This is a genomic window from Paracoccus stylophorae, assembly GCF_028553765.1.
In the GTDB taxonomy this organism is placed as follows: Bacteria; Pseudomonadota; Alphaproteobacteria; order Rhodobacterales; family Rhodobacteraceae; genus Paracoccus; species Paracoccus stylophorae.
Map to the genome: position 1 here is coordinate 2,330,286 of NZ_CP067134.1, position 23,742 is coordinate 2,354,027.

27 protein-coding genes are annotated in these 23,742 nt (G+C 66.8%); 21 read left to right on the forward strand and 6 right to left on the reverse strand.

The genetic code is table 11. The features are described from left to right. The first annotated feature begins 5 nt into the window (after nucleotides 1–5). The gene (locus JHW45_RS17965; RefSeq protein ID WP_419181795.1) at nucleotides 6–308 is read left to right on the forward strand and encodes a DUF7220 family protein; all 303 of its coding nucleotides are present in this window, start codon (nucleotides 6–8) and stop codon (nucleotides 306–308) included. On the opposite strand, the gene JHW45_RS11480 is transcribed toward JHW45_RS17965, so the two are convergent. From JHW45_RS11480 to JHW45_RS11495, 4 genes are all read right to left on the reverse strand, one after another. Then, a complete protein-coding gene (locus JHW45_RS11480; RefSeq protein ID WP_272857733.1) occupies nucleotides 241–1,254 on the reverse strand; it encodes a tyrosine-type recombinase/integrase in 1,014 nt (337 codons plus the stop codon). The two genes, JHW45_RS17965 and JHW45_RS11480, sit on opposite strands and share 68 nt — an antisense overlap. Then, complete coding sequence (locus JHW45_RS11485) at nucleotides 1,251–2,165, reverse strand: tyrosine-type recombinase/integrase (protein ID WP_272857732.1); 915 nt, start codon at nucleotides 2,163–2,165, stop codon at nucleotides 1,251–1,253. Before JHW45_RS11485 ends, JHW45_RS11480 begins: the two co-directional genes overlap by 4 nt. After that, nucleotides 2,159–3,451, reverse strand: a complete 1,293-nt coding sequence (locus JHW45_RS11490; RefSeq protein ID WP_272857731.1) for a tyrosine-type recombinase/integrase — start codon at nucleotides 3,449–3,451, stop codon at nucleotides 2,159–2,161. The genes JHW45_RS11485 and JHW45_RS11490 overlap by 7 nt, the downstream gene beginning before the upstream one ends. Before the next feature lie 282 nt (nucleotides 3,452–3,733). After that, nucleotides 3,734–4,159 (reverse strand): cupin domain-containing protein, encoded by a 426-nt coding sequence (locus JHW45_RS11495; protein WP_272857805.1) that lies wholly within the window; start codon nucleotides 4,157–4,159, stop codon nucleotides 3,734–3,736. Between the two features lie 96 nt (nucleotides 4,160–4,255). Between JHW45_RS11495 and JHW45_RS11500 the strand changes: the two genes are divergently transcribed. Next, nucleotides 4,256–5,149: a LysR family transcriptional regulator gene (locus JHW45_RS11500; RefSeq protein ID WP_272857806.1), complete on the forward strand. Its 894-nt coding sequence runs from the start codon at nucleotides 4,256–4,258 to the stop codon at nucleotides 5,147–5,149. Between the two features lie 99 nt (nucleotides 5,150–5,248). Here JHW45_RS11500 and JHW45_RS11505 read toward each other — a convergent pair whose 3' ends face one another. Both JHW45_RS11505 and JHW45_RS11510 read right to left on the reverse strand, forming a co-directional pair. Next, nucleotides 5,249–5,821: a DUF3489 domain-containing protein gene (locus JHW45_RS11505; RefSeq protein WP_272857807.1), complete on the reverse strand. Its 573-nt coding sequence runs from the start codon at nucleotides 5,819–5,821 to the stop codon at nucleotides 5,249–5,251. A 90-nt stretch (nucleotides 5,822–5,911) separates the two neighbouring features. After that, nucleotides 5,912–6,220, reverse strand: a complete 309-nt coding sequence (locus JHW45_RS11510; protein ID WP_272857808.1) for a hypothetical protein — start codon at nucleotides 6,218–6,220, stop codon at nucleotides 5,912–5,914. A gap of 111 nt (nucleotides 6,221–6,331) precedes the next feature. Here JHW45_RS11510 and JHW45_RS11515 point away from each other — a divergent pair, with 111 nt between their 5' ends. The 19 genes from JHW45_RS11515 to JHW45_RS11605 all read left to right on the forward strand — a co-directional run bounded on the left by JHW45_RS11515 (nucleotide 6,332) and on the right by JHW45_RS11605 (nucleotide 23,733). After that, complete coding sequence (locus JHW45_RS11515; RefSeq protein WP_272857809.1) at nucleotides 6,332–6,928, forward strand: hypothetical protein; 597 nt, start codon at nucleotides 6,332–6,334, stop codon at nucleotides 6,926–6,928. After that, the gene (locus JHW45_RS11520; RefSeq protein WP_272857810.1) at nucleotides 6,876–8,879 is read left to right on the forward strand and encodes a phage terminase large subunit family protein; all 2,004 of its coding nucleotides are present in this window, start codon (nucleotides 6,876–6,878) and stop codon (nucleotides 8,877–8,879) included. Before JHW45_RS11515 ends, JHW45_RS11520 begins: the two co-directional genes overlap by 53 nt. Before the next feature lies 1 nt (nucleotide 8,880). Further along, on the forward strand, nucleotides 8,881–9,090 hold the full coding sequence (locus JHW45_RS11525; RefSeq protein ID WP_023851464.1) for a phage head-tail joining protein: 210 nt from the start codon (nucleotides 8,881–8,883) through the stop codon (nucleotides 9,088–9,090). Continuing rightward, complete coding sequence (locus tag JHW45_RS11530; protein WP_272857811.1) at nucleotides 9,090–10,634, forward strand: phage portal protein; 1,545 nt, start codon at nucleotides 9,090–9,092, stop codon at nucleotides 10,632–10,634. The genes JHW45_RS11525 and JHW45_RS11530 overlap by 1 nt, the downstream gene beginning before the upstream one ends. 4 nt (nucleotides 10,635–10,638) lie before the next feature. Continuing rightward, nucleotides 10,639–12,696, forward strand: a complete 2,058-nt coding sequence (locus JHW45_RS11535; protein ID WP_272857812.1) for a prohead protease/major capsid protein fusion protein — start codon at nucleotides 10,639–10,641, stop codon at nucleotides 12,694–12,696. 12 nt (nucleotides 12,697–12,708) lie between these two features. Continuing rightward, nucleotides 12,709–13,284: an HNH endonuclease signature motif containing protein gene (locus JHW45_RS11540; RefSeq protein WP_272857813.1), complete on the forward strand. Its 576-nt coding sequence runs from the start codon at nucleotides 12,709–12,711 to the stop codon at nucleotides 13,282–13,284. Between the two features lie 12 nt (nucleotides 13,285–13,296). After that, nucleotides 13,297–13,632 carry a DUF2190 family protein gene (locus JHW45_RS11545; RefSeq protein WP_272857814.1) on the forward strand — a complete coding sequence of 112 codons (336 nt, stop codon included), beginning with the start codon at nucleotides 13,297–13,299 and terminating at the stop codon, nucleotides 13,630–13,632. Then, nucleotides 13,632–13,943, forward strand: a complete 312-nt coding sequence (locus JHW45_RS11550) for a head-tail joining protein (protein WP_272857815.1) — start codon at nucleotides 13,632–13,634, stop codon at nucleotides 13,941–13,943. Before JHW45_RS11545 ends, JHW45_RS11550 begins: the two co-directional genes overlap by 1 nt. A 5-nt stretch (nucleotides 13,944–13,948) precedes the next feature. Then, the gene (locus JHW45_RS11555; RefSeq protein ID WP_272860600.1) at nucleotides 13,949–14,587 is read left to right on the forward strand and encodes a DUF6441 family protein; all 639 of its coding nucleotides are present in this window, start codon (nucleotides 13,949–13,951) and stop codon (nucleotides 14,585–14,587) included. A gap of 43 nt (nucleotides 14,588–14,630) precedes the next feature. Beyond that, complete coding sequence (locus tag JHW45_RS11560; RefSeq protein WP_272857816.1) at nucleotides 14,631–16,046, forward strand: hypothetical protein; 1,416 nt, start codon at nucleotides 14,631–14,633, stop codon at nucleotides 16,044–16,046. A gap of 9 nt (nucleotides 16,047–16,055) precedes the next feature. After that, nucleotides 16,056–17,150, forward strand: a complete 1,095-nt coding sequence (locus JHW45_RS11565; protein WP_272857817.1) for a hypothetical protein — start codon at nucleotides 16,056–16,058, stop codon at nucleotides 17,148–17,150. Between the two features lie 111 nt (nucleotides 17,151–17,261). Then, entirely contained in the window at nucleotides 17,262–17,681 is a 420-nt protein-coding gene (locus JHW45_RS11570; protein ID WP_272860601.1) for an acyl-CoA transferase, read from the forward strand. Between the two features lie 24 nt (nucleotides 17,682–17,705). Next, a complete protein-coding gene (locus tag JHW45_RS11575) occupies nucleotides 17,706–18,647 on the forward strand; it encodes a phage tail tube protein (RefSeq protein ID WP_083548834.1) in 942 nt (313 codons plus the stop codon). Next, nucleotides 18,647–19,084, forward strand: a complete 438-nt coding sequence (locus tag JHW45_RS11580) for a hypothetical protein (protein WP_083548835.1) — start codon at nucleotides 18,647–18,649, stop codon at nucleotides 19,082–19,084. The genes JHW45_RS11575 and JHW45_RS11580 overlap by 1 nt, the downstream gene beginning before the upstream one ends. Nucleotides 19,085–19,152: 68 nt before the next feature. Continuing rightward, nucleotides 19,153–19,311 carry a DUF7697 family protein gene (locus JHW45_RS11585; protein WP_419181863.1) on the forward strand — a complete coding sequence of 53 codons (159 nt, stop codon included), beginning with the start codon at nucleotides 19,153–19,155 and terminating at the stop codon, nucleotides 19,309–19,311. After that, a complete protein-coding gene (locus JHW45_RS11590; RefSeq protein ID WP_272857818.1) occupies nucleotides 19,304–21,721 on the forward strand; it encodes a phage tail tape measure C-terminal domain-containing protein in 2,418 nt (805 codons plus the stop codon). Before JHW45_RS11585 ends, JHW45_RS11590 begins: the two co-directional genes overlap by 8 nt. A gap of 61 nt (nucleotides 21,722–21,782) precedes the next feature. Next, complete coding sequence (locus JHW45_RS11595) at nucleotides 21,783–22,409, forward strand: DUF2460 domain-containing protein (protein ID WP_083548837.1); 627 nt, start codon at nucleotides 21,783–21,785, stop codon at nucleotides 22,407–22,409. Then, a complete protein-coding gene (locus tag JHW45_RS11600) occupies nucleotides 22,406–23,290 on the forward strand; it encodes a DUF2163 domain-containing protein (RefSeq protein ID WP_093359545.1) in 885 nt (294 codons plus the stop codon). The genes JHW45_RS11595 and JHW45_RS11600 overlap by 4 nt, the downstream gene beginning before the upstream one ends. Next, nucleotides 23,287–23,733, forward strand: coding sequence for an NlpC/P60 family protein (locus JHW45_RS11605; RefSeq protein WP_272857819.1), 447 nt, complete (start codon nucleotides 23,287–23,289; stop codon nucleotides 23,731–23,733). The genes JHW45_RS11600 and JHW45_RS11605 overlap by 4 nt, the downstream gene beginning before the upstream one ends. Nucleotides 23,734–23,742: the final 9 nt, after the last annotated feature.

The window sequence follows — 23,742 nt, forward strand, 5'->3', positions numbered from 1 at the left end:
GCCTCATGTCGCTGGCCGAGTCCATCGCCAACGTGATCGTCGGCTACGGCGTGGCCGTCGTCACGCAGATCCTGATCTTCCCGATCTTCGGACTGCACACGACGCTGGCGCAGAACCTGACGATGGGCGCGGTGTTCACCGTGTTATGCCGAGCTCGGCATAAGATGGTTTATGCTGAGCGCAGGATTATGCGGAGTCCGCGGCGCCGATACCCGACGCCACGGTGTTTTTCGGCGGAGTTCACTCCGCATAATTACGGCCGTTACCGGCGTCGGACAGCATTGCCATCAGCTTGTCCGGCACGGTGAAGCGGCCGCGTTGCAGGGTTGGCGGCCCCATGGCGGTCAGCGCTTCGAGCTTTTCTGTTGGATCAGCGCGCAGGTACATCTCGGTGGTCTGGACGCTGGCATGGCCAAGCCAGAGCGAGACCTTGCGCACATCTCCGGTGGCTTGCAGCGTGTGCATGGCGCAACTGTGGCGCAGGACATGCGGTGTCACCCGCTTGGCCGCGATCGAGGGGGCCGCCTTCGCCGCAGCGGCGGCGTGTTTTCGCAGGATGTATTCGAACCCCGATCGCGTCATCATGCGACCGGCGGCATTCAGGAACAACTGCGGGTCGGCCGATTTCGGGCGCACCGCAATCCAGCGCCGGACGGCGCGGGCCGTGTCCTGCCAGAGCGGCAGGATGCGTTCACGTCGCCCCTTTCCGATCACATGCAGGCTGGGCAACGCGGCATCGTCGAACTGGTCCAACCGGAGGCCGGTCAGTTCCGAGACCCGCAAGCCCGCCGCGAAGGCAAGATGCAGCATGGCCTGATCACGCAGCCCCGCGGCCGTTTGCAGATCGGGGGCGGCAAACAGGGCCTGCATCTCGGCCCGCGTCAGGTAACCCACCAGCGGCTGCGCGCTGCGCTTCATCGGGATCGCGTGGATCCGCCGCGCCTGATCGAGGCAAGCGGGCACGCGATACTCGACGTAGCGGAACAGCGAATGGATCGCCGCGAGCCGGGCATTGCGGCTGCGGGCCGTGTTGGACCGCTCCGCCTCGAGATGATCCAGGAAGGCGCAGATCAGGGTCGCATCGAGATCCTCGATGACGATCCTGCTGGGCCTCGTCTTTCGTCGCTCGGCCGCGAAGCTCAGAAGCAGCCGGTAACAATGCGCATAGGATGCGATGGTATGTTGCGAGGCGCCGCGTTCGCGCGGCAGGTGGTCGCGCAGAAAGGCGGACAGATGCGGAGCGAGGGGCGTCATGCCATACCCTCCGCCATCAGGGCCTCGCCCGCATCGGCAATATGCCTCATCAGCGTCGGCGTCGCCTGCAGATACCACCAGGTGTGGCTGGGATCGGCATGGCCAAGGTAAGTGGCCAGCGCCAGCATGTGCCGCGAGATCGCGCGGCGGTCGCCGTCGCAGGCCTCGAGCGAGCGCACCGCGAAGGTGTGGCGCAGGTCGTGGAGCCGTGGCCCTTTCTCGCCGGGCAAGCCGCGGATGCCGGTCTCGCGGCCGATCCGCAGGAAGAGCGCGTAAATCGTGACATAGGACGGCCGTCGGCCGTGGTCGTTCACGAACAGTGCATCGCCCGCGCCCCGGACCTGCGCACGCCGCCGCATGTAGCACTTAAGCGCCGTCCGTGCGGTGGGATGCAAGGGGACGAGGCGGTTCTTGCGGAACTTGGTCTCGCGGATCACCAGCCCCTCGGACGTCATGTCCCTCGTGTCGAGTCCGAGCGCCTCGGAGACACGCAGGCCTGTTGCCGCCAGAAGGCCGATCGCCGTGGCCAGCGTCTCGCCCCGGATCGAACCCGGAGGACCGAGCCGCCGGGCTGCCATCATCAGCGCGGCAATCTCGTCGCCCGTATAGATGTGCGGCATCCGCCGTTCGAAGCGCCAGCGCCCGAGGGCATCGGCGGGCGGGACCTCGTGTGCCGGGTCGGCGACGGCCAGATGTTCGGCAAAGCGCCGGACAACGGCCAGGCGATTGCGCGCCTGTACGTCGGATGTCGTCCGCACCGCCCAGTCGAGCACGCGGGCGGTCGTCACATGCGTATCGCCTGCCAAGGTGGCCGCAGCCACGAAGCTCCTGAGCAGACAGGGCTGGGTCGTGAACTTCAACCCGCGGGCCCGTTGCAGCGCGATGTAGTCGTCGAGGTCGCGGCTCAGCATGGCGCGCCCTCCGGCCAGACCAGGCCGAAGAGCGGTGGTGCCACTGGGCATGCCGGTCCGTCGGTCGGCCAGCCTTGCGCCACGTCCCCCAGCATGGAGACATCCACCTTCGCGTAATGCGCCGTGGTGTCGGTCGACCGGTGCCGCAGCACGGTGGCGATGGCGTCCAGCGTGGCGCCGCCGCGCAGCATCGCGATGGCGGCCGAGTGCCTGAGCAGATGGCTGCCGCGCGAGGGCGCATTCTCGATGCCGGCCCGACCGACCGCCCGGCGCACCACACCGCCGACTACGCCGGAACTGATGGGATCGAAGGGCGGCAAGAGCCGCGAGAATACAGTATCGCCCGAGGCGGCTGGCCGCGCCCCGCTCAGCCAGGCAATCAGGGCGTCGCCTGCATCCTGCGGCAATGGCAACCGGACTTCCCGGCGACCTTTGCCGCAGACAGCTATGTTCCCCGCACGCCAGTCGATATCGGCCAGGCGCAGCTCTGCCACATCGCGCGCCCGAAGCCCCAAGCGGGCCAGCAGCAGAAGGATCGCCCGGTCACGGCGGCCGCCCGGGGTCTCGGGATCGCAGGACGCGATCAGCCGCTCGACCGCGTCCGGCTCCAGATAGCGCGGCAGGCTCGCCAGTCGCCAAGTCTTTGCCGTGGGAACCGCACGGTCAAGGCCGGGCGCGGCGACCCCGCGCTGCGCAAGGTGGCGCAGATACAGGCGCAGCGCGCTTGCCACCATCTTCGGATAATGCACGGACCGCGCCGTCCGGGCGTGTTCGATCAAACCGTCGCGGATAATCCGGGGCGTGTAACGCGATGGGTCGCTGCCGATCAGCGGCAGGATCTGCGCCAGCATCCGACTGTGCCGCGCGATGGTGACCGTTGCCAACCCGCGCTGCCGGGCCTGCGCATCGAGCCAGTCCGCAACGTTGTGGTCCACCGCCGGTGCCTCGGCCACAGGCTGCGGCGGCAGAGTACCCCGCGCCGCGAGGTAGCGCACGAAGCCATCGACCCGGTTGATGTAGTACTGCCCGAGCGAGCGCGGCGACGAATGGCACTGGCAATCATGCGCAGCGAACCGCGCCACGATATCCTGCCCGGCATGATCCAGCGCGATGCCGCTCTGGACGCTCCAGGCCAGGAAATGCAGGGCGGAGCCCCGATGGATCCGAACCGAAACGTGCGAAAGCCCGGTTGCGGCAAGATACCGGGCATAATCGTCAACCAGGGCTTGGTGCGGTCCTGCATCCAGAAGGCGTCGCCGTGTGACCGGCGCGTTGAGTTCGTTCATGTTGTCCTCCGTGAAAGGCGCCACTGCGGCGCCACACGAAGGACAATCCGATTATGCCGACCGATGCAGGCAGGAAAACAAATGCGGGTCAGATACTTGCGACACCAACGCCCGGACGACTCCGCATAATCCTGCGCTCAGCATAAACCGTGGTAAGCATTGCACGGTCCTTCGCCTTGCGGCGGGTGTTCGAGGCCATCCGGGTTCGGTCGTCCTCGCCGCGGATCCCCAGTACCAAGCCCCTGTCAAAGGAAGGCTGAGGCTGGGCATTAGCCTAACCGTTCAGTGCGCTCCGGCATCCCGGTTCACCGGGTCGGCGAACGGCGCGTCGGGCTCGCAGACATAGAACAGGGCCATGCGCGCGGGAACATCGCCCCTGTTTCGCCCCGTCATGTTCACGCCAGCAGGCTCGACGAAGGCTTGTCCCGCCTCGATCACGACCGGCTCCCGATCGTCCAGTTCGAGCGTGAAGGCGCCCTCGATCGTGTAGACAGTCACCGGGAATCGATGGGAATGGTAAGGGGTGACATCGCCCGGCATCAGGGTCGCGAACAGCACGCGCACCTCCTGTTCGGCGGACCTTGGCAGCCCCGTTACGACCTCTCGGTGTAGCGGCGTCAGCTTGGCCATGCCGTTGTCCTGTGCGCTGCGGGTCACGCCGACCGTCAGGCCGGCGGTCATGGTTTCGACATCGGTTCTCTCGTGCATGTCAGCCTCCATCTCTTTGGTCAGGCTACCAGCGGGCCTGCGACAGCGGCAGCAGCAACTCTGGCGAAACGCGCTGCAAAAATGCATAACGGAAGAATGTTCGACTGGGATGATCTGCGCCACTTGATCGCCGTGTCGCGGCAGGGAAGCACCCTCGCCGCCGCGAAGACGCTCGGCGTGAACCAGTCGACGGTCCACCGCCGCCTGCTGGAGCTGGAGAAAGCCATCGGCCTGACGCTGATGAAGCGCCATCCCAGCGGCTATCGGCTGACCGAACTTGGAGAGGCGCTGATCGATCATGTGCTTGCCGTAGAAACGGCCGTTCAGACGCTTGAACAGCAAATCCGGGCGTTGAAGCACGACCTGAAGGGAGTCGTGCGCCTCACCTGCCCGGAGCCGACCGTACCGCGGATCGTCGCGACCGGGCTGCTGGACCGGTTCCACGAGCGCTACCCCGGGCTTCAGGTGGAGTTCGTGACCAGCGACCGTTACCTCGACCTGAGCAAGGGTGAGGCGGATGTCGCGTTCCGGTCTGGCGAGCCCGTGGACGACACGCTCGTGGGCCGAAAGATCTGCGATTCGATCTGGGCGATTTACGCCAGCAAGAGCTATGTCCAGCAGCACGGCCGCCCGACGAGCATTGCTGATCTGGCTGACCATGCGCTGCTCGGCTTCGACGGGATCATGGAAAACCACCGGGTGGCGAAATGGCTTCCGGTTGCCGTGCCGAATGGCCGCGTCGTGAGCCGCAACAACAGCATGCTGGGCACGCTGTCGGCCGCGAAGGCTGGGGTCGGGATCGCGCCTCTGCCGACGACCCTCGGGGATGCTGAAGACGCGCTGATCCAGGTTCTGCCCCCTGTCGATGAGCTCACCCGAAGCTGGTACCTCCTGACGGCTCCGGACCTGCGAAAGACACCTCGGGTCGCGGCTTTCGTGGATCAGGTCCTTGAAGATGTACCGGCTCTGCGGAAAGCGCTGATCGGCTGACGGTGGAACAAGGCTGAAGGCGATCCGGATGCGGAGCGCCGGATGATCGACCGCCGCCCCACAGGGACGGCGGTCATCAAGTGGTCGTGGTCGGGTGTGTCAGGCGGCGGGAAGCCGGTAGACCCTGCCGCGCCCATCGACCTTCTCCGAGGTCACCTCGAGCCCGAGCTTCTTCTTCAGCGCCCCGGCCATCGCGCCGCGCACCGTGTGCGACTGCCAGCCGGTCGCGGCCATGATCTCCTCGATGGTCGCGCCGTCCGGCGCGCGCAGCATGACGATCAGCGTGGCCTGCTTGGTGCCCTCGCGCGGCGTGCGCGCCTTGGGCGCGGCCTCCGATTCGTCGGGGGTGTCCGGCGCGGGCTCCTCGCTCGGCGCGTCCGTCGCGCCCGCAGGCGAGGTGGCCGCGTCGTCCGGCTCGATCCCGATGGCGGCGAGGCCTGCGTCGGTGGCGACCAGCGTGACGCCGTGGCCGTCGCCGGTCTCGCGCCAGACGGGCTCGCCCTTGCGCATGTCCGCGTCGACCTCCTGCAGGAAGCCCTTGGCGAGCATCGCGCCGACCACCTTGGCGACGGCGCCGCCGCGCAGGCTCTCGGGCAGCGGCAGGGCGATGTGCTCGGCCCGCTGTGCGGCGGCGCTCAGGATCAGGGCTTGGGTATCGGAAAGCTTGGTCATCGTCGTCTCCCGTATCGGGGCGCGCGGAATGCGGGCCCTTCTACGAGGTCGAGCCCGCCAGTCGGCGGGCGGGACCGCGAGCGGGTCGTCTCACTCGGCGTGTTCGCCCTCGCCGAAGGCGCTGTCAGTGATGCGCTTCAGGAGGCTGGCGTAGTGTTCGAGGGTGCCGACATGGCCCCAGTTGATCTCGTCGGGGTGGGCGTTGAAGTGGTCGTCGCTCAGCGCCTGCAGCCGGGCGAGCATCTCGTCGATCTCGGCCTTCTTGCCGATGAAGGCCGCGAGCGCGTTCGACCGGTTCCTCGAACCGGTGGCGGAACCGGTCTCACCCTTGTTCCGGCGCGCCTTCTCGGCGCGGAGTTCGTGGCGCGGGGTGGTGATCGGGTTCAGGCGGGTGGTCATCGTGGCGGCTCCGGGTGAGTTGCATCGTCCTTGTGGGATGGACGTTCGCTCCACGCGCACGGCTTATCAACGACATAAGCGCCTGACTTTGAATGATAATCGGAGCCGTCGATGCAGGGCATGAGCGAGCGCCAGTACGCCGCCCATGTCGGGCTGTCGCGGGGCGCGATCCAGAAGGCGAAGACGGCCGAGCGCCTGGTCCTCTATCCCGACGGCAGCATCAACGCGGCCGCCAGCGACGCACGCCGGGCGGAAACGACGGACCCGTCGAAGACGAGAAAGCCGCCCGTGCCGAAGCTGAAGCCGGTCCCCGAGGCGGCGGTGGCCGCTGTTGGCGACACGCTGCGCGAACAGGGGCTGGCTGTCCCGGCGGTCGGCGGCGGCACGACTTTCCTGCAGGCGAAGACCGCGAACGAGGTGCTGAAGGCGCAGGAGCGGCGCATCCGGCTCCAGAAGCTGAAGGGGGAGTTGATCGAGCGGGCCCGCGCGCTGGCGCTGGTGTTCCGGCTGGCGCGGGAGGAACGGGACGCGTGGGTGAACTGGCCTGCGCGCGCGGCGGCGCTGATGGCGGCCGAGCTCTCGGCCTCATCCAGCGACGCGACGGGCCAGCAGATCACCGTGGAGCCAGCCGCGATGCAGAAGGTCCTGGAGAAACATGTACGCGCCCACCTCGACGAACTCGCCGAGGTCCGGCCCGACTTCCGGTGAAGATGACGCGCTGACCGACTTCGACGGCGCGGGCGAGATCTTGCGTGCCTGGGGCAACGGACTCCGGCCCGACCCGGACCTGACCGTTTCGGAATGGGCGGACCGGCACCGGATGCTCTCGGGGCGGGCTTCAGCCGAACCGGGGCGGTATCGCACCGTGCGCACGCCCTACATGCGCGAGATCATGGACCGGCTGTCGCCGGGGGATCCCACGCAGCGGATCGTGTTCATGAAGGCGGCGCAGGTCGGCGCGACCGAGGCGGGCAACAACTGGATCGGGTTCGCGATCCACCAGGCGCCGGGTCCGATGCTGGCGGTCCAGCCGACCGTGGAACTGGCCAAGCGCAACTCGCGCCAGCGCATCGACCCGCTGATCGATGAAAGCCCAGAGCTGCGGGAGCGGGTGAAGCCCGCGCGATCCCGCGATGCGGGCAACACGATGCTCTCGAAGGAGTTCGCGGGCGGCATCCTGATCATGACGGGCGCGAACTCGGCGGTCGGGCTTCGGTCCACCCCGGCGCGCTACATCTTCCTCGACGAGGTCGACGCCTATCCCGCCTCGGCCGACGAGGAAGGCGATCCGGTCACGCTCGCCGAGGCGCGCTCCCTGACCTTCGCCCACCGGCGCAAGGTGCTGCTGGTCTCGACGCCCACGATCCGGGGGCTGTCGCGCATCGAGCGCGAGTACGAGGCCAGCGACCAGCGTCGGTTCTTCGTGCCGTGCCCACAATGCGGCCACGCACAATGGCTGAAGTTCGACCGGCTGCGCTGGCAAAAGGGCCGCCCGGAGACGGCCGAGTATCACTGCGAGGGCTGCGACGCGGCAATCGCGGAACACCACAAGACGGCGATGTTGGAGGGCGGCGAATGGCGGGCGACCGCCACGGCCGCCGATCCGATCACGGTCGGGTATCACCTTTCGGCGCTCTATTCGCCGATCGGCTGGCTGAGCTGGGAGCGGATCGTGCGGTCATGGGAAGCAGCCCAAGGGTCGGACGAGGCGATCAAGGCGTTCCGCAACACGATCCTCGGCGAGACATGGGTCGAGACCGGGGAAGCGCCCGACTGGCAGCGGCTCTACGACCGGCGCGAACGCTGGAAATCCGGCACGGTGCCAGCAGGCGGGTTGTTCCTGACAGCCGGAGCCGACGTGCAGAAGGACCGGATCGAGGTCGATGTCTGGGCCTGGGGTCGCGGCTTGGAAAGCTGGCTCGTCGATCACGTCGTCATCGAGGGCGGGCCCGACCGGCACGACGCCTGGTCGGAGCTGACCGCGCTGCTGGACAGGTCCTGGCCGCATGAACGCCGCGCGCAACTTCGCATCGCCCGGCTTGCCATCGACACGGGCTATGAGGCTCCGGCAGTCTACTCCTGGTCCCGGGCGCAAGGGTTTGGGCAGGTGTCGCCGGTGAAAGGCGTCGAGGGGTTCAACCGTTCGAGCCCGGTATCGGGGCCGACATTTGTCGATGCGACCGAGGGCGGCAAACGTCTGCGGCGCGGGGCGCGTCTCTGGACCGTGGCGGTGTCGACCTTCAAGGCCGAGACCTATCGCTTCCTGCGGCTGGAGCGCCCGACCGAGGAAGAGATGGTTGAAGGGGCCGCGTTCCCGCCCGGCTCGGTGCACCTGCCGCACTGGGTGGAGAACGAATGGCTGAAGCAGTTCGTGGCCGAACAGCTGGTGACGGTGCGCACGAAGCGCGGCTTCGCCCGGCTGGAATGGCAGAAACTGCGCGAACGCAACGAGGCGCTGGACTGCCGGGTCTATGCCCGCGCCGCCGCTTGGATCGCGGGCGCGGACCGCTGGCCCGACGAGAAATGGCGCGACCTCGAGGATCAGCTCGGGGCCGCGCCCACCGACACCGATCCCGCCGGGCAGATCAACCGGCCGGGACAGGCCCCGCGGGGCAAGCGCCGCTCCGACTGGCTCGGACGGCGCGGAGGATGGTTCTGACATGACCGACTGGACGGAAACCGAGCTCTCGGCGCTGCGCCGGGCCTATGCCAGCGGCACGACCCGGGTCAGCTACGACGGCAAGTCGGTGGACTACGGTTCGGCCGAGGACCTGCTCGCCCGCATCCGCACCATCGAGCGCGCCATCGCGGGCGTCAGCCGACCGCTGCCGGTGGCGGGGCTGGCGGGCTTCTCGCGCGGGGATCGCTGATGTCGGCGACCTGGTTCGACCACGCCATCGCCACGGTGGCCCCACGCATGGCCGCGCGCCGCGTGATGGCGCGTCAGGTGTTCGAGACCCTGACGCGGGGCTATGACGGGGCCGCGCGCGGACGGCGGACAGAGGGCTGGCGCGCGCCGGGATCCTCCGCCGATACCGAGATCGGCGTGGCCGGGGCGCTTTTGCGCGACCGGATGCGCGATCTCGTGCGCAACAACCCGCATGCGGCCAAGGCCGTGGCGGTGCTGGTGAACAACATCATCGGCGCGGGCATCATGCCGCGCGCCGCCAGCGGCGACGACACGCTCGACCGTATGGTCGATGCGCTGTTCGAACGCTGGACGGCGGAGTGCGACGCCGATGGCCAGCTCGACTTCTACGGTCTGCAGACGCTGATCTGCCGCGAGATGGTCGAGGCGGGCGAGGTGCTGGTGCGCCGCCGCCTCCGGCGATCCTCGGACGGTCTGCCCGTGCCGCTGCAACTGCAGGTGCTGGAGGCCGACTTCCTCGACGCCACCAAATCCGGCGCCATCGGCGCGGGGCGGCTGGTGCAGGGGATCGAGTTCGACCCGGTCGGCAAGCGCCGGGCCTACTGGCTGCACTCCGAGCATCCGGGCGACGCCTATGGCGCCTTGCAGAACGGGTTGCAGAGCCGCCCGGTCCCGGCGAGCGAGATCGCCCATGTCTACGAGAAGCAGCGCACGCAGGCGCGCGGCGTCCCCTGGGGCGCGCCGGTGATCCGCAGCTTGCGCGATCTCGACGATTACGAGGTGGCGGAACTGGTCCGCAAGAAGACCGAGGCCTGTGTCACCGCCATTGTCTTCGGCGACGAAGAGGCGCAACAGGGCATCGCGCCCTCGGTGGTCGATGCGGATGGCAACCGGGTCGAGCAGTTCGAGCCGGGGCTGATCGCCTATGCGCGCGGCGGCAAGGACATCCGCTTCAACCAGCCTTCGGCCACCGGAGGCTATGGCGAATACAAACGGGCGAGCCTGCACACCATCTCGGCGGGGTTCCGGGTGCCCTACGAGTTGCTGACCGGGGACCTGTCCCAGGTGAATTATTCCTCGATCCGGGCTGGGCTGGTTGAGTTCCGCCGCCAGATCGACGCGGTGCAATGGCAGCTCTTTATCCCGATGTTCTGCGCGCCGGTCTGGCGGTGGTTCACCGAGGCCGCATGGGCCGCGGGGCAGATCCCGTCGCCCATCGTACCGGTCGAATGGTCGCCGCCGAAGTTCGAGGCGGTCGATCCGCAGAAGGATGCGATGGCCAACCTGCTGTCGATCCGCTCGGGCACCATGACGCTGGCCGAGGTGATCGCGAAACAGGGCCGCAACCCCGACGCGGTGCTGGCCGAGATCGCCGCGACCAACGCCAAGCTCGACGCGCTGGGGCTGGTGCTCGACAGCGACCCACGCCGCGTCACCAAGACGGGCAGTGCACAGACCAGCGATCCGGCGACCGATACCGCCGCTGACGACCCCTCCGCCGATGCGGATGAAACCGACCCGGCGCAGGCCGACCAACAGGACTGACCCCATGGACACGATGATCGAACTGCCGGCCATGCGCCGGTCGGCGGAGCTTGCGCCGAACACGGCCGATGCCGACACCCGCACCGTCGAGGTGGTCTGGTCGGCCGGGGCGCGCGTTCGTCGCGCGACCTTCTTCGGCGAGCCCTATGACGAGGAGCTGAGCCTCGATCCCGCCCATGTCCGGCTCGACCGGCTGAACGCGGGCGCGCCCTTCCTGAAGGTGCACGAGCTCGACACGCTCGACGCGGTGATCGGCTCGGTCGTGCCGGGCTCGGCCCGGATCGAGAATGGGCGCGGCATCGCGCTGGTGCGGATCAGCGAGCGCGCCGACGTCGAGCCGATCTGGCGCGACATCCAGGCCGGGCACATCCGCGCGGTCTCCATCGGCTACCAGGTCCACCGCTTCGAGGTCTCGAAACCCGAAGCCGCCCGCGAACTCTGGCGCGCGGTGGACTGGACGCCCTTCGAGGTCTCCGCCGTCGCGGTCGGCGCCGACCCCGCCGCGGGCTTCCGCGCCCAGTATCCTCTTCACGACTGCGTCCTGCACCGCCGGGACGCCCCTTCCACAACGAAAGGACCGATCCCGATGACGGACAAGACCCAGACCCCGGCGAGCGACGCCGCAACCCCCGCCACCACCCAGCCGACCGCGCCGGTCGCAACCGAGGACACCCCCATGACCGAGCCGAAAGCCGCTGCGCCCGACCCGAAGGTCGCGGCCAGCGATACGCGCAGCCAGCCGAAGACGCAGGCCACACCCGCGCCCGACACCGAGGCTGTCGCGACCCGCGCCCGCGAGGCGGAGCGCGACCGCGTCTCCACGATCTACGATCTGGCCGGGCGGCTGAACCTCGAGCGCGGCTTCGCCGAGGATCTGGTCAAGCGCGGCGTCAGCGTCGACGAGTCCCGCCGCCTGATCCTCGATCAGGTCGCCGCGAAGTCGGACGAGACCAGGACCTTCCCCCATGTCTCTGTCCCCCTCGGTGGACGGGACGAGCGCATCACCCGCCGCGACGCGGTGGCGAACGCGCTCCTCCACCGCTACAGCCCGACGCTCTTCCAGCTGGAGGACGCCGCCCGGCAGTATCGCGGCATGACACTGCTGGAACTCGCCCGCGAAAGCCTCGGCAATGCCGGGGTGAACACCCGGGGCCTCTCGCGTGACGAAGTGGCGACGCGGGCCCTGCACTCGACCTCGGACTTCCCCGAGATCCTGTCAGCCGTCACCAACAAGACCCTGCGGCAGGCCTACGAGGCCTATCCCCGCACCTTCATGCTGTTCTGCCGTCAGGTGCTCGCCACCGACTTCAAGGCGATGCACCGGGTGCAGCTCGGCGAAGCGCCGCAGCTGCTGGAGGTCGGCGAGAGCGGCGAGTTCAAGCGCGGGACGCTCGGCGAGAGCAAGGAGAGCTACAAGGTCAAGACCTATGGCCGGGTGGTCGCCATCACCCGCCAGACGCTGATCAACGACGATCTCGACGCCTTCACCCGGATCCCCGCGATGTACGGCAACTCCATCGCGCAGCTGGAGTCGGACGTGGTCTGGGGAATCATCACCGCAAACCCGGCGATGGCCGACGGCAACGCGCTGTTCCACACCACCCACAAGAACCTCGCCGGGACGGGTGCCGCGCTCGACGTCAGCAGCGTCGGTGCGGCCCGCGCTGCCATGGCCAAGCAGACGGGGCTCGACAAGAAGACGGTGCTGAACGTCCGCCCGGCCTTCCTGATCGTGCCCGCGTCGCTGGAACTGAAAGCCGAGCAGCTGGTCGCCCAGAACCTGGTGCCCGCCGCGACCTCCAGCGTGGTGCCGCAGTCGATCCGCACCCTCGCGCCCATCAGCGAGCCCCGGCTCGACGCCGCCAGCGAGACCGCCTGGTATCTGGCGGCCAGCCCGAACCAGATCGACACCATCGAATACGCCTATCTCGAGGGTCAGCAGGGCGCCTACATCGAAACCCGCAACGGCTTCGACGTCGACGGCGTCGAGATCAAGTGCCGCCTCGACTTCGGCGCCAAGGCCATCGACTGGCGCGGCCTCTATCGTAATCCCGGCGCGTGAGGTCGGGCGTCGATGAATGTCGATGATCGACGGGGGGCGGTGCCGATCCCGGACTTCGCTGGCTACTTTGTCGGACCGGCCGGTCATGTGTGGAGCGCGCATCGAAAAGGCAGAACGCCGAAAGATGCGCACTCGCCATGGCTGGATCGTGCGGACTGGCGCCCGCTCCATCCGTGGCGCGACCACGAGGGCTACCTCCACTACACACTTGTTTGCAGCGGCGGCATCGACCGGCAGCGGATCGCCCTGCACATTCTCGTCGCGGCGGCGTTCATCGGCCCGCGCCCCGAAGGATTGGTCGTTGCCCACCTCGATGGCGACAAGTCCAACAATCGGGCCGACAACCTCGCTTATGTCTCGCAGCGCGAGAACATCGAGCACAAGCGGATGCACGGCACGATGGCCTGCGGCGACCGTTCGCATCTGTCGCGCATGACCGACCGCCAGTGCCTGCGCATGCTCGACTGCCTCAGGGTGGGCTACTCGCGCCGCGAGGTAGCCGGCGCATTTGGCGTCTCCGTGGCCCATGTCGCGGCCCTGAAGACCGGCCGCATCCGAAAACACCTCACCGCCAACCGACACACATGAAAGAGGTCCCCCATGAAAAACTTCGTCCAGCCCGGCAACACCATCACCCTGACCGCGCCCTATGCCGTCGCCTCCGGCGATGGCCTGCTCGTCGGTTCCATCTTCGGCGTGGCCTCCGGCACCGCCGCCCTCGGCGAAACGGTCGAGACCGCGCTCACCGGCGTCTTCGACCTCACCAAGATCGGCTCGCAGGCCTGGACCGTCGGGGCCAAGGTCTATTGGGACGACACCAACAAGCGCTGCACGACGGTCGCCACCGACAACACCCTCATCGGCGTGACCGTCGAGGCGGTGGCGAGCGGCGCGGGCGACATCATCGGTCGGGTGCGCCTGAACGCGGCCTTCTGATGAGCGCCTTCGCCGCTGCCGTGGGCGCGCTCTTCGCCGATCCGAACATCGGCCGGGACGCGGTCTACATCGCCGACGGCGGCGCGCCGGTTCTGGTGCGCGTCGTCGCCCGGCGCGCGGATACCGTCTCCGACTTCGGCGATGCGCGGCTCTGGTCCGAGACCACCCGGATCGACCTGCGCGTCGCCGAAGTCGCGAACCCGCGCCCCGGGGACCGCATCGAAATCGACGGCGACGCCTTCCTCATCCAGGGAGAGCCCGTCCGCGACCGCGAACGGCTCGTCTGGACCGTCGATCTGAGGCCCGCGTAATGGCCATGAAACTGAAGCTCGACATCGATCCCGACATCGTAGCGATGATGGCGGCCGAGGTCGCGGCCGGTGAACGCGCTGTGACGGCCGCCATGCGTGAGGCCGGGACTGGGCTGAAGTCGGCCTGGCGGTTGCAGATCACCGGCGCGGAGCTCGGCACACGCCTCGCCAACACGATCCGAAGCCAGACGTTTCCGAAGTCCGGCGAAAGCCTGGACGCCGCAGCGCTGGTCTGGTCCCAGGCCCCGGTTATCGTTGGCGCGCATGATACCGGCCCACTGATCCGCTCCAAGAACGGTTTCTGGCTGGCGATCCCGCTGCCCGCCGCGGGCAAGTCCCTGCGCGGCGGCAGGATCACGCCCGGCGAATGGGAACGCCGTCGCGGCCTCCGCTTGCGTTTCGTCTATCGCCGGACGGGCCCGAGCCTGCTGGTCGCGGAGGGACGGCTGAACACCAAAGGCCAGGCGGTGGTATCGCGCTCGAAGACCGGACGCGGCAAGGTCACCGCGCCGATCTTCCTGCTGGTGCCTCAGGTCAAGCTGCCGAAGCGGCTGGACCTCGCGCGGGATGCGGACCGGGCGTTGGACAGCGTGCCGGGGTTGATCGTGGCGAACTGGGTGGAGGGGCGAGCAAATCGGACTTGACCGAAATGTCTGACGCGATCCTGTCCAGTAGAATGCGCGCTTGATGGTGCTCGTGACCTTACTCACAAGGATTGAAAAAATCGTCAAAATCGTCAATGATCCGCTTGGTAGCATCTCTAGGGAGGCTAGTACCTTGTCCCAGCGTAGTTCTCGGCGTGATTTCCTTCGTGGAAGCATGGCATCTTTTTCGGTACTCGCGGCATCAGCGTTAGTTCCGTCGAACCGAGCAATTGCGCAGGCCGAAACAGCCGCCGCCCTTGGAGCCATCGCCATCGTAGCAAAGATGGGGAGCATGCTCGTCAGCTTTATGAAGCGGGACCCCGCTTCTTACGTAGCACAGGCTCAGTATCAGATGCTACAAGCAATAGTTATCGAGGTCCAAGCCATCAATAGCGCACTTCAAGGTATGGCTGTTCAGATTCAGGGGCTTTACGAACACGTGTCCGACGCTAATTTCGCGGCGCTAGAAACTGAAATTTACGCTGGAATGGCTAGTGCTTGGATGGGTTTTCTTGAAAAGAAGGCGTCGCGAGCGAGAAGTGAGGAGAATGGAGACCTTTTTGACGTGGCAGCCTATTACAAAGGCGCAAATATTGATTACGAGCAGTTTTCCGACTATCGGCGCCGATTGATTGTTCTCGGCCAGCAAGAGGATTTTCGGGGGATAGCGCACATCGCTACGGCCCAAGAACTCGAGCAGATATTTGTAATTGAACTCACGAGTTCGGAGGCGTTCGAGCACGGTGCGAACATCAACGTGCGTGACGGTGAAGCGGCGGCAAGAGCCTACCTCCAGTATTTTGACGCCGCTCTGAACGCATCGGGAAATAAGTCTCTTCCTAAAGTTGAGGCCGCAGCAAACAAGCGATATGAAGACGCCAAATTTTCCCTGAAACGATTTCCTGACCTAAACTACTCCGAAGAAAGACCCTTCGAAGGAGATTACTTAATGGTCTGCAACGTGGGTCGACGTAGCGAGCAATACGACTGCGGAGCGGCGAGCACAATGCAACGATTGAGGCTTCCCTTTGGCCTTGCGCCAAATCCCAGATCACTTGCGCCTATAGATGTTGGGTTTTGTTGGCAATCTTTCAATTATTTTCATCAATATCGCCTTAGATTGAAGGGAACGCAGGTTGAAGATCCCGTAGTATTTAGGGAGTTGGATCTCGATACCAGTGTATCGCGTGAAAGCACGGAGTCCTTAGCGCGTTTCCCTGAATATCAGGAGTGCAAAAAGACTGTCAGTCATCTAAGCTTAGCCGACAGACAAGCCTGGGAGGCGAAGTATGTAAAGCCGATGGAAGAAGCAGTGATGGCGTTGAATATCGCTGAAGCGGATTACTATGGGGCGAAGGCGATGCGTGAGGCAGTAGAACTTGCCAGAGACCGAACTCGCGAAACACTAAACGCTTACTGCACACGCGGATTCGGCCCAGATGGTCAAGCGTGTGATTGAGGTGACCTCATGATCGGTACATCTTGGGCTTTCGCATCTCGCAGCGCTGTTGTGACACTTCTGATGCTCCTTATTTGGGCTGGCGATGTTCACGCAGGCAGGACGTTCAGCACCGTATCTGTTGGAACTGCAGTTGAAATCATTGACCTTGCAAAGAAGTCTGAGGGTTTTTTCAAGAATGATTTTCCTGAGTTTATCGATAGAACGAAATACGATTGGGCCAACTTCGACCCGGAGAGAGAGGGTGCCACGCTTGCTGTTAATGCTCTTTCTGACATGCCGACAGGAGATGGCGTTCTTCTTTGGTTTCCGGTCCAAAGGATGGGTGAAGACGAAAAGATTGGTAGCTATCTCCCACAAGGGCCCATTCTTGTTGGCGTAGGCGCGAAGCCAGAGAGCGTTGCGGCCGTATTTCTCACGACACCAATGGAGCAGGTGAGTCCAGAACTCGCAAACGCCATGCTTGGTCGTCTTCAGTACGAAAACGGCACGAGTATCCCGAATTCTCTTGTTACTAGCTCAATGTCAAAATCATACTTTCTGTGGATTCAGAAAGTAGGAGACGGAAGAGTTCAAATTTTTCGCGTGAGCGACAGCAATAGTTTCATGCAAGAGGCTGTGCTGGATGCCACCCGCCTTAAGTTGATGAGGCAGGCGCAGAAATCCGATGATACTGTGAGGAATCTTGCTCTCCGAGCTATGCATTTTGATCGACTTTCGTCACAGTTCGAAAGGGAGCTGCGTCAAAAGAACTTGAAGTTTGATTTGGATGCGCTGATGCGGGCTCGAAATGACTCGTCTCGCCTCCTGAAGGAGGCCTACGAAAATATGGCAAGCGCGAGGGAAGCGGCTGAAAAAAATAAGGGCCTCGAAGGTTTCGCGATCATCTTTAACATGATGAGCCTCGCTTCTGATTTTCAAAAACTGAACCAGCAGGCTGTTGCGTCAGCTGACTACAATGAAAGCGCCGCCGATCGCATGCACATTGAATTGCAAAGTATAGATGTTCAGATAATCAACATATACCTGAACGGCGTCGGCGTAGATGACAGTTTTGTTCCTCAACCTAGTATTCCGAACCCTTGGAAGATGGATCAAAATTGAGAGCTTCGCTGCATCAGAACTGATCCCGTATTGCGCTAGGCGACCGCTGATTTCTTCGACCCGAGATTGTCGGGGTTCAGATTTGTATCAAGCAAGCTCTCGAGAGTGAACGTGCCTACCCCCCGCGAAACCATCCTCGTCGCGCTGCACGCGCGGCTCTCGGCGCTGCCCGCCACCGCTCTGCGCGGGGACGTGCTGCCCGAGCGCATGCCGGTCGAGGGCCTGATGATCCTGCGCGATGGCGAACCAGGTGCGCCCGAAGTCACGCTGTCGCCGCTGCGCTATCACTACCAGCACCGAGCCGAGATCGAGGCGGTCGTTCAGGGTGCCGATCGCGACGCCGCCTTTGACACGCTGACCGCCAGCATCGGCGCAGCGCTCGCCGCCGACCGGACGCTGGGCGGGTTCTGCGACTGGGTCGAGGCCGAAGCCCCGCGCCCGGTCGATCTGCCGGTCGAGGGCGCGGCGAGTCTGAAGGCCGCCGTTATCCCGGTCGTGCTGCACTATTCCACGGCCGACCCGCTGGCCTGACCCAACCGACCACAGGAGACGAACATGGCACGAGCCCAAGGGGCGCGAGCGCTGATGGCGCTTGCGTTCGAGACGACCTATGGAACGCCGCCCGTCAGCGGCTTCACCCGCATGCCCTTCGCCAGCACGTCGCTCGGCGCGGAGCAGCCGCTGCTGAATTCGGAGCTTCTCGGCTACGGCCGCGATCCGCTAGCGCCGATCAAGGACGCCGTGACGGCCGACGGCGACGTCGTCGTGCCGCTGGACGCCGAGGCGTTCGGCTTCTGGCTGAAGGCAGCCTTCGGCGCGCCCACGACCACGGGCGCGGAGGCCCCGTACAGCCACGAATTTCAGTCGGGGTCCTGGACGTTGCCCTCGATGTCGATCGAGACCGGCATGCCCGAGGTGCCGCGCTATGCGATGTACTCGGGCTGCGTGCTCGACCAGATCACCTGGCAGATGCAGCGCTCGGGCCTGCTCACCGCGACCGCGCGGCTGGTGGCGCAGGGCGAGACGGTCGGCACCACGACCAGTGCCGGAACGCCCGCCGCACTGGAGTTGAAGCGCTTCGGCCATTTCAACGGGGCGATCACCCGGAACGGCACCGCCCTCGGCAATGTGGTCTCGGCCGAGATCACCTACGCCAACAACCTCGACCGGATCGAGACCATCCGCTCGGACGGCCGCATCGATGGCGCGGATCCATCCATTGCCGCGCTGACGGGCCGGATCGAGGTGCGCTTCGCCGACCAGACGCTGGTGACGCAGGCGATCAACGGCGAGGCCTGCGAGATGGAATTCGCCTACGTCCTGCCTTCAGGCGAAAGCTTCTCCTTCACCGTGCACGCCGTCTACCTGCCGCGTCCACGGATCGAGATTTCCGGGCCGCAGGGCGTCCAGGCGACATTCGACTGGCAGGCCGCGCGCGACAGCGTCGTCGGCCGGATGTGCACCGCCACCCTCGTGAATGACGTGGAGACGTATTGATGCTGACGCTCGACCTGACCAACGCGCCGCGCTGGCATGACCTCGCCCCCGGCGTCCGGGTGCAACTGCGCCCGCTGACGACCGCCCTGATGGTCGCGACGCGCAGCGACCCCGCCGTCGAGGCGGTGCCCGAGGAGGCTTCCGACGAGGAGCGCGCCGTCGCCTTCGCCAAGGCGCTGGCGCGACGGGCTGTGCTCGGCTGGGAGGGCATCGGCGATGCCGACGGCAACCCGATCGATCCCACCCCCGAGGCCATCGACGCGCTGCTCGACGTCTGGCCGATCTTCGAGGCCTTCCAATTGACCTACGTGTCCAAAGGCCTGCTGCTGGAACAGGAAAAAAACGCCTCCGCGCTCTCGCCGAGTGGTCCTTCGGCGGGGGCGAGCGCTACTGCGAAGCCTGCGCGCAAGCGTGCGAAGACTGCCCGACGCGCCTGAACCGGCCGCTTACCCATGAGGGCTGGCAGGTCTGGGATCTCGTCGGCCGCCTCGGCGGTCAGTTGCGCGTGCTGCCCGGCGCGGTGGTCGGCTGGGACCTGTCCGCGGCCCTCGCTCTGGGAAATGCGCTCGGCGTCCCGCCCGCTGCTGCGGGTGAACTCTTGCCCGTCATCGAAGCGGTGATGGTGGCCAAGCTCAACGAAAAGATGGATCATTCCCATGGCTGAGAAGAGGGTCAGCGTCCGCCTCGCGGCCGTGGGCGGACGGCAGGTGCGCGCCGAACTCGAAGGCGTGGGCGAGGCCGGGTCGCGCGGCTTCGGACGGCTGAGCCGGGAGATGGAAGCCGCGAACGCCCGGCTCGCGGCCTTCTCGCGGCGGGTGCGGGTCGCGGCTGCCGCTGCCGTGGCCGCCGCAGCCGCTGCTGGCGTGGCGATGATCCGGTCCAGCCTGCAGACGGTCGATGCGCAGGCGAAGCTGGCGCAGTCGCTCGGCACCACCGTCGCCTCGATCCAGACGCTGGAGCGCGCGGGCGATCTGGCGGGCGTCTCCATGTCCGGCATCGAGCAGGCCACCAAGGATCTGACGCGCCGTCTCAGTCAGGCGGCCGCCGGGACCGGCCCTGCTGCCGACGCGCTCGACCGGCTGGGGCTTTCAGCAAATGAGCTGATCGCCTTGCCGCTGGACCAGCGCGTGGGCGCGATCAACGCGGCGATCGAGAGCTTCGTGCCTGCCGCCGAGCGCGCGGCGGTCGCGGGCCAGCTCTTCGGCGAGGAAGGCTCCATCGCGATGAGCCGGATCGACACCGCGACGCTGCGCCAGGCGACAGAGGACGTCCTCGCCTTCGGGGTTGTCGTCTCCGAGCAGGACGCCGACCAGATCGAGCGGACGAACGACGCCATCTCGCGGCTCGGGTTGGTCTGGCGCGGGCTCTCGAACCAGTTGGCGGTCGCAGCGGCACCTGCGCTGGAAGCCGTCGCCGATGCCATGGCGGCGGTGGCCAGCCGCACCGGGCCGCTCGGCATCGCGATCCGCGGTCTCTTGGACAACATCGGCCGCCTGACCACCTATGCCGCCACCTTCGCGGCGTTCCTCGCGGGACGTTGGGTCGCCGGCATGGCGGCTGCGGCGCTCTCGGTCCGGGGCCTCGCCACGGCGCTCGTTGTCCTGCGCGGGGCGCTGATCCGCACCGGCATCGGCGCGCTGATCGTCGGCGCGGGCGAGCTCGTCTACCAGTTCACCCGGCTCGTCTCCGGCGCCGGCGGTTTCGGAGAAGCGATGTCGCTCCTGAAGGACCTCGCGGTCGAGGTCTGGGAACGCATCAGTATGGGCGCGGCGGCGGCGGGCGCGGCCGCCACGGCGATGTTCTTCGACCTGAAGGCGGATGCCGCATCGGGCATGCAGAGCGCCATCGAGAGCGTGGTGGGCTTCGGCAACACGGCCGCGAACACCTTCGAAGGCGCCTACGAGGCGATCAAGGCGATCTGGGGCCTGCTGCCCGCCGCCATCGGCGATCTCGCGTTCCAGGCGGCCAACAGCCTGGTCGATGGCGTCGAGGCGATGCTGAACGGGGTGGTCTCGCGGATCAACGGCTTTATCGGCGGAATCAACCAGGGGCTCGAAGCGCTCGGGTCGGAGCGGCGCATATCGCTGGTTCCGGACCTCGACCTCGGCGAGATCGAGAACCGCTTCGAGGGAGCGGCGACTGCCGCAACCACGGCAGCTCAGGCGGCCTTCGATCGGGCCTTCGAGGACAATCCGCTCTCCGCGCCCGATCTCGGTCTGACCGAGGCGGCGAACAGGGCGCTCGAGTCCGCCAACCTTTACCGCGGCGCGGCGCGCGACCTGGCGGAGGGGGCCCGTGCGCCCCTCGAAAGCTGGCAGGCGCTGCGCGATGCGGTGCGCGGCACCGACGAGGCAAGCGCTGATGCGCTGACCGAGGCCACGGGCGCAGCCGAGCGACTCGAGACGGCACTCGGCGATGCCGGACGCGCCGCCACGGGTGCAGGTGCGGCGGCCGGGGCGGCTGCCGCTGCAGCGGAGCCCGCGACCGAGGCCGCCGTCACCGGCTGGCAGGCGGTCACCGCCGCGCTGTCGGATTACGCCAGCAAGGCGCGTGAGATCGGCGGCGATATCGGCCAGAGCCTCGTCGGCGCCTTCCAGTCGGCCGAGAACGCCGTGGGCGATTTCGTTCGGACCGGGAAGCTGAACTTCCGAGACATGGTCACGTCGATGATCGCCGACCTTGCCCAGCTCGCGGCGCGGCGTTTCATCCTCGGGCCCATCGCGAATGCGCTCTCCGGCGTGCTCTCCGGGGCGGGCGGCATCTTCGCCAACATCCTGCACGCGGGCGGCATGGTCGGATCGTCCGGCCCCTCGCGCATGGTCCCGGCTATGGCCTTCGCAGCCGCGCCCCGGATGCATTCGGGCGGCGCGGTGGGGCTTCGGCACGACGAGGTGCCTGCAATCCTGCAAAGGGGCGAGCGGGTGCTCTCGCGCCGCGATGCGCAAGGCTACGGCGCAGGCGGTGGCGTCAACGTCACCATCATGGCCCGCGACGCCGAGAGCTTCCGTCAGTCCCGCACACAGGTCGCGGCCGACATCGCCCGCGCCGTGTCGCTCGGGCGGAGGGGCATGTGAGTGCGACCCCGCAAGTGGGAACCGGTTGCGGGGGGCAGAGCACGAACCATGGAGAGACTTGATGGCGTTTCACGAGGTCCGGTTTCCCGACAACATCAGCCGAGGTGCGCGGGGCGGACCGGAGCGGCGCACGCAGATCGTCGAGCTCGCCTCGGGCGACGAGGAGCGCAACGCCAGCTGGGCCAATTCGCGCCGCCGCTACGATGTCGCCTATGGCATCCGCCGCGCCGACGATCTGGCCGCCGTCGTCGCCTTCTTCGAGGCGCGCAATGGCCGCCTGCATGGCTTCCGGTTCAAGGACTGGGGTGACCACAAGTCCTGCCTGCCTTCGGGCACGCCGTCGCCCACCGATCAGTCTATCGGCACGGGCGACGGCGCGACGACCGCCTTCCAGCTGGTCAAGCGCTACGCCTCGGGTGCGCAATCCTGGACGCGCGCCGTCGCGAAGCCGGTGACCGGAACCGCGCGCATCGCGCTCGGCGGGGTCGAGCAGCCTTCCGGCTGGTCGGTCGACACCGCCACCGGCGTCGTCACCTTCAGCACCGCGCCGGGCGCTGGCGCCGCCATCACCGCGGGCTTCGAGTTCGACGTGCCGGTCCGTTTCGACACCGACGCGCTCGACGTGACGCTCGACCTCGAGCGGCTCGGCTCGATCACCTCCATCCCGCTTCTGGAACTGCGCCGATGAAGTCCCTCGACCCCGACCTGCAGGCCCATCTCGACGAGGGGACGACGACGCTCGCCTGGTGCTGGCGGATCGTGCGCGCCGACGGCACGAGTTTCGGCTTCACCGACCACGATCGGACGCTCAGCTTCGAGGGGACGGATTTCGAGCCCGAGAGCGGGCTGACGGCCTCCGAGGTCCGTTCCGGCTCGGACCTCTCGGTCGATGCGCAGGACGCCGAGGGCGTGCTGACCTCGGACCGGATTACCGAGACCGACATCCTCGACGGCCGCTGGGATAACGCCGAGGTCGAAGTCTGGCGGGTGAACTGGGCCGACACGAACCAGCGCGTGCTGATGCGGCGCGGGGCCATCGGCCAGATCCGGCGCGGGCGGCTGGCCTTCGTCGCCGAAGTCCGCTCGCTCGCGCATGTGCTTGGCCAGACGATCGGGCGGACGTTCCAGGCGACCTGCGATGCCGCGCTCGGCGATGCGCGCTGCGGCGTCGATCTGGAGAACCCGGCGTTCAAGGGCACGAGCGTCGTGATCGACCTTCTACGCGACCGCGCCTTCACCGCTTCGGGCCTCGGCGGCTTCGCCTCCGGCTGGTTCACCTTCGGGACCATCGAATGGACCAGTGGCTCCAACGCGGGGCGTCGGGCCGAGGTTCTCGGCCATGATGTGACGGACGGCATCGCCGTGCTGACCCTTCTCGAGGCGCCGGTGCGCGAGATCTCCGAGGGCAATGCCTTCACCATCCGTGCGGGTTGCGATAAGCGGATCGAGACCTGCGGCGCCAGGTTCGCCAACACGGCCAACTTCCGGGGGTTCCCGCACATCCCCGGCCAGGATGCCGTGCTGCGCTACGCCACCAAGGATGGCGGCCACGAGGGAGGCGTGCTGTGACGCAACCTCTCGCATCGGCCGACCCCGCGCGTGTCGTCGCCGTCGCACGCTCCTGGCTCGGCACGCCGTACCACGACCAGGCCAGCCTGCGCGGCGTCGGTTGCGATTGCCTCGGGCTCGCGCGGGGGGTCTGGCGCGACGTGGTGGGGCCGGAGCCGTTCCCGATTCTGCCTTACAGCCGCGACTGGGGCGAGACCGGCCCGCGCGAGGTTCTGGCCGAAGGCGCGCGGCGCATGATGATCGAGGTGTCGCCTGCCGAGGCCGGTCCCGGCGCGCTGGTCCTCTTCTGCATGAGGCCCCGCGCCATCGCCAAGCATGTCGGGATCCTCACCGGTCCCGACACCTTCCTCCACGCCTATGAGCGGCTCGGCGTGATCGAGGAACCGCTCACCCCATCCTGGCGGCGGCGCATCGCCTTCGCCTTCCTCTTCCCGCAACGCTGAGACCCCGAC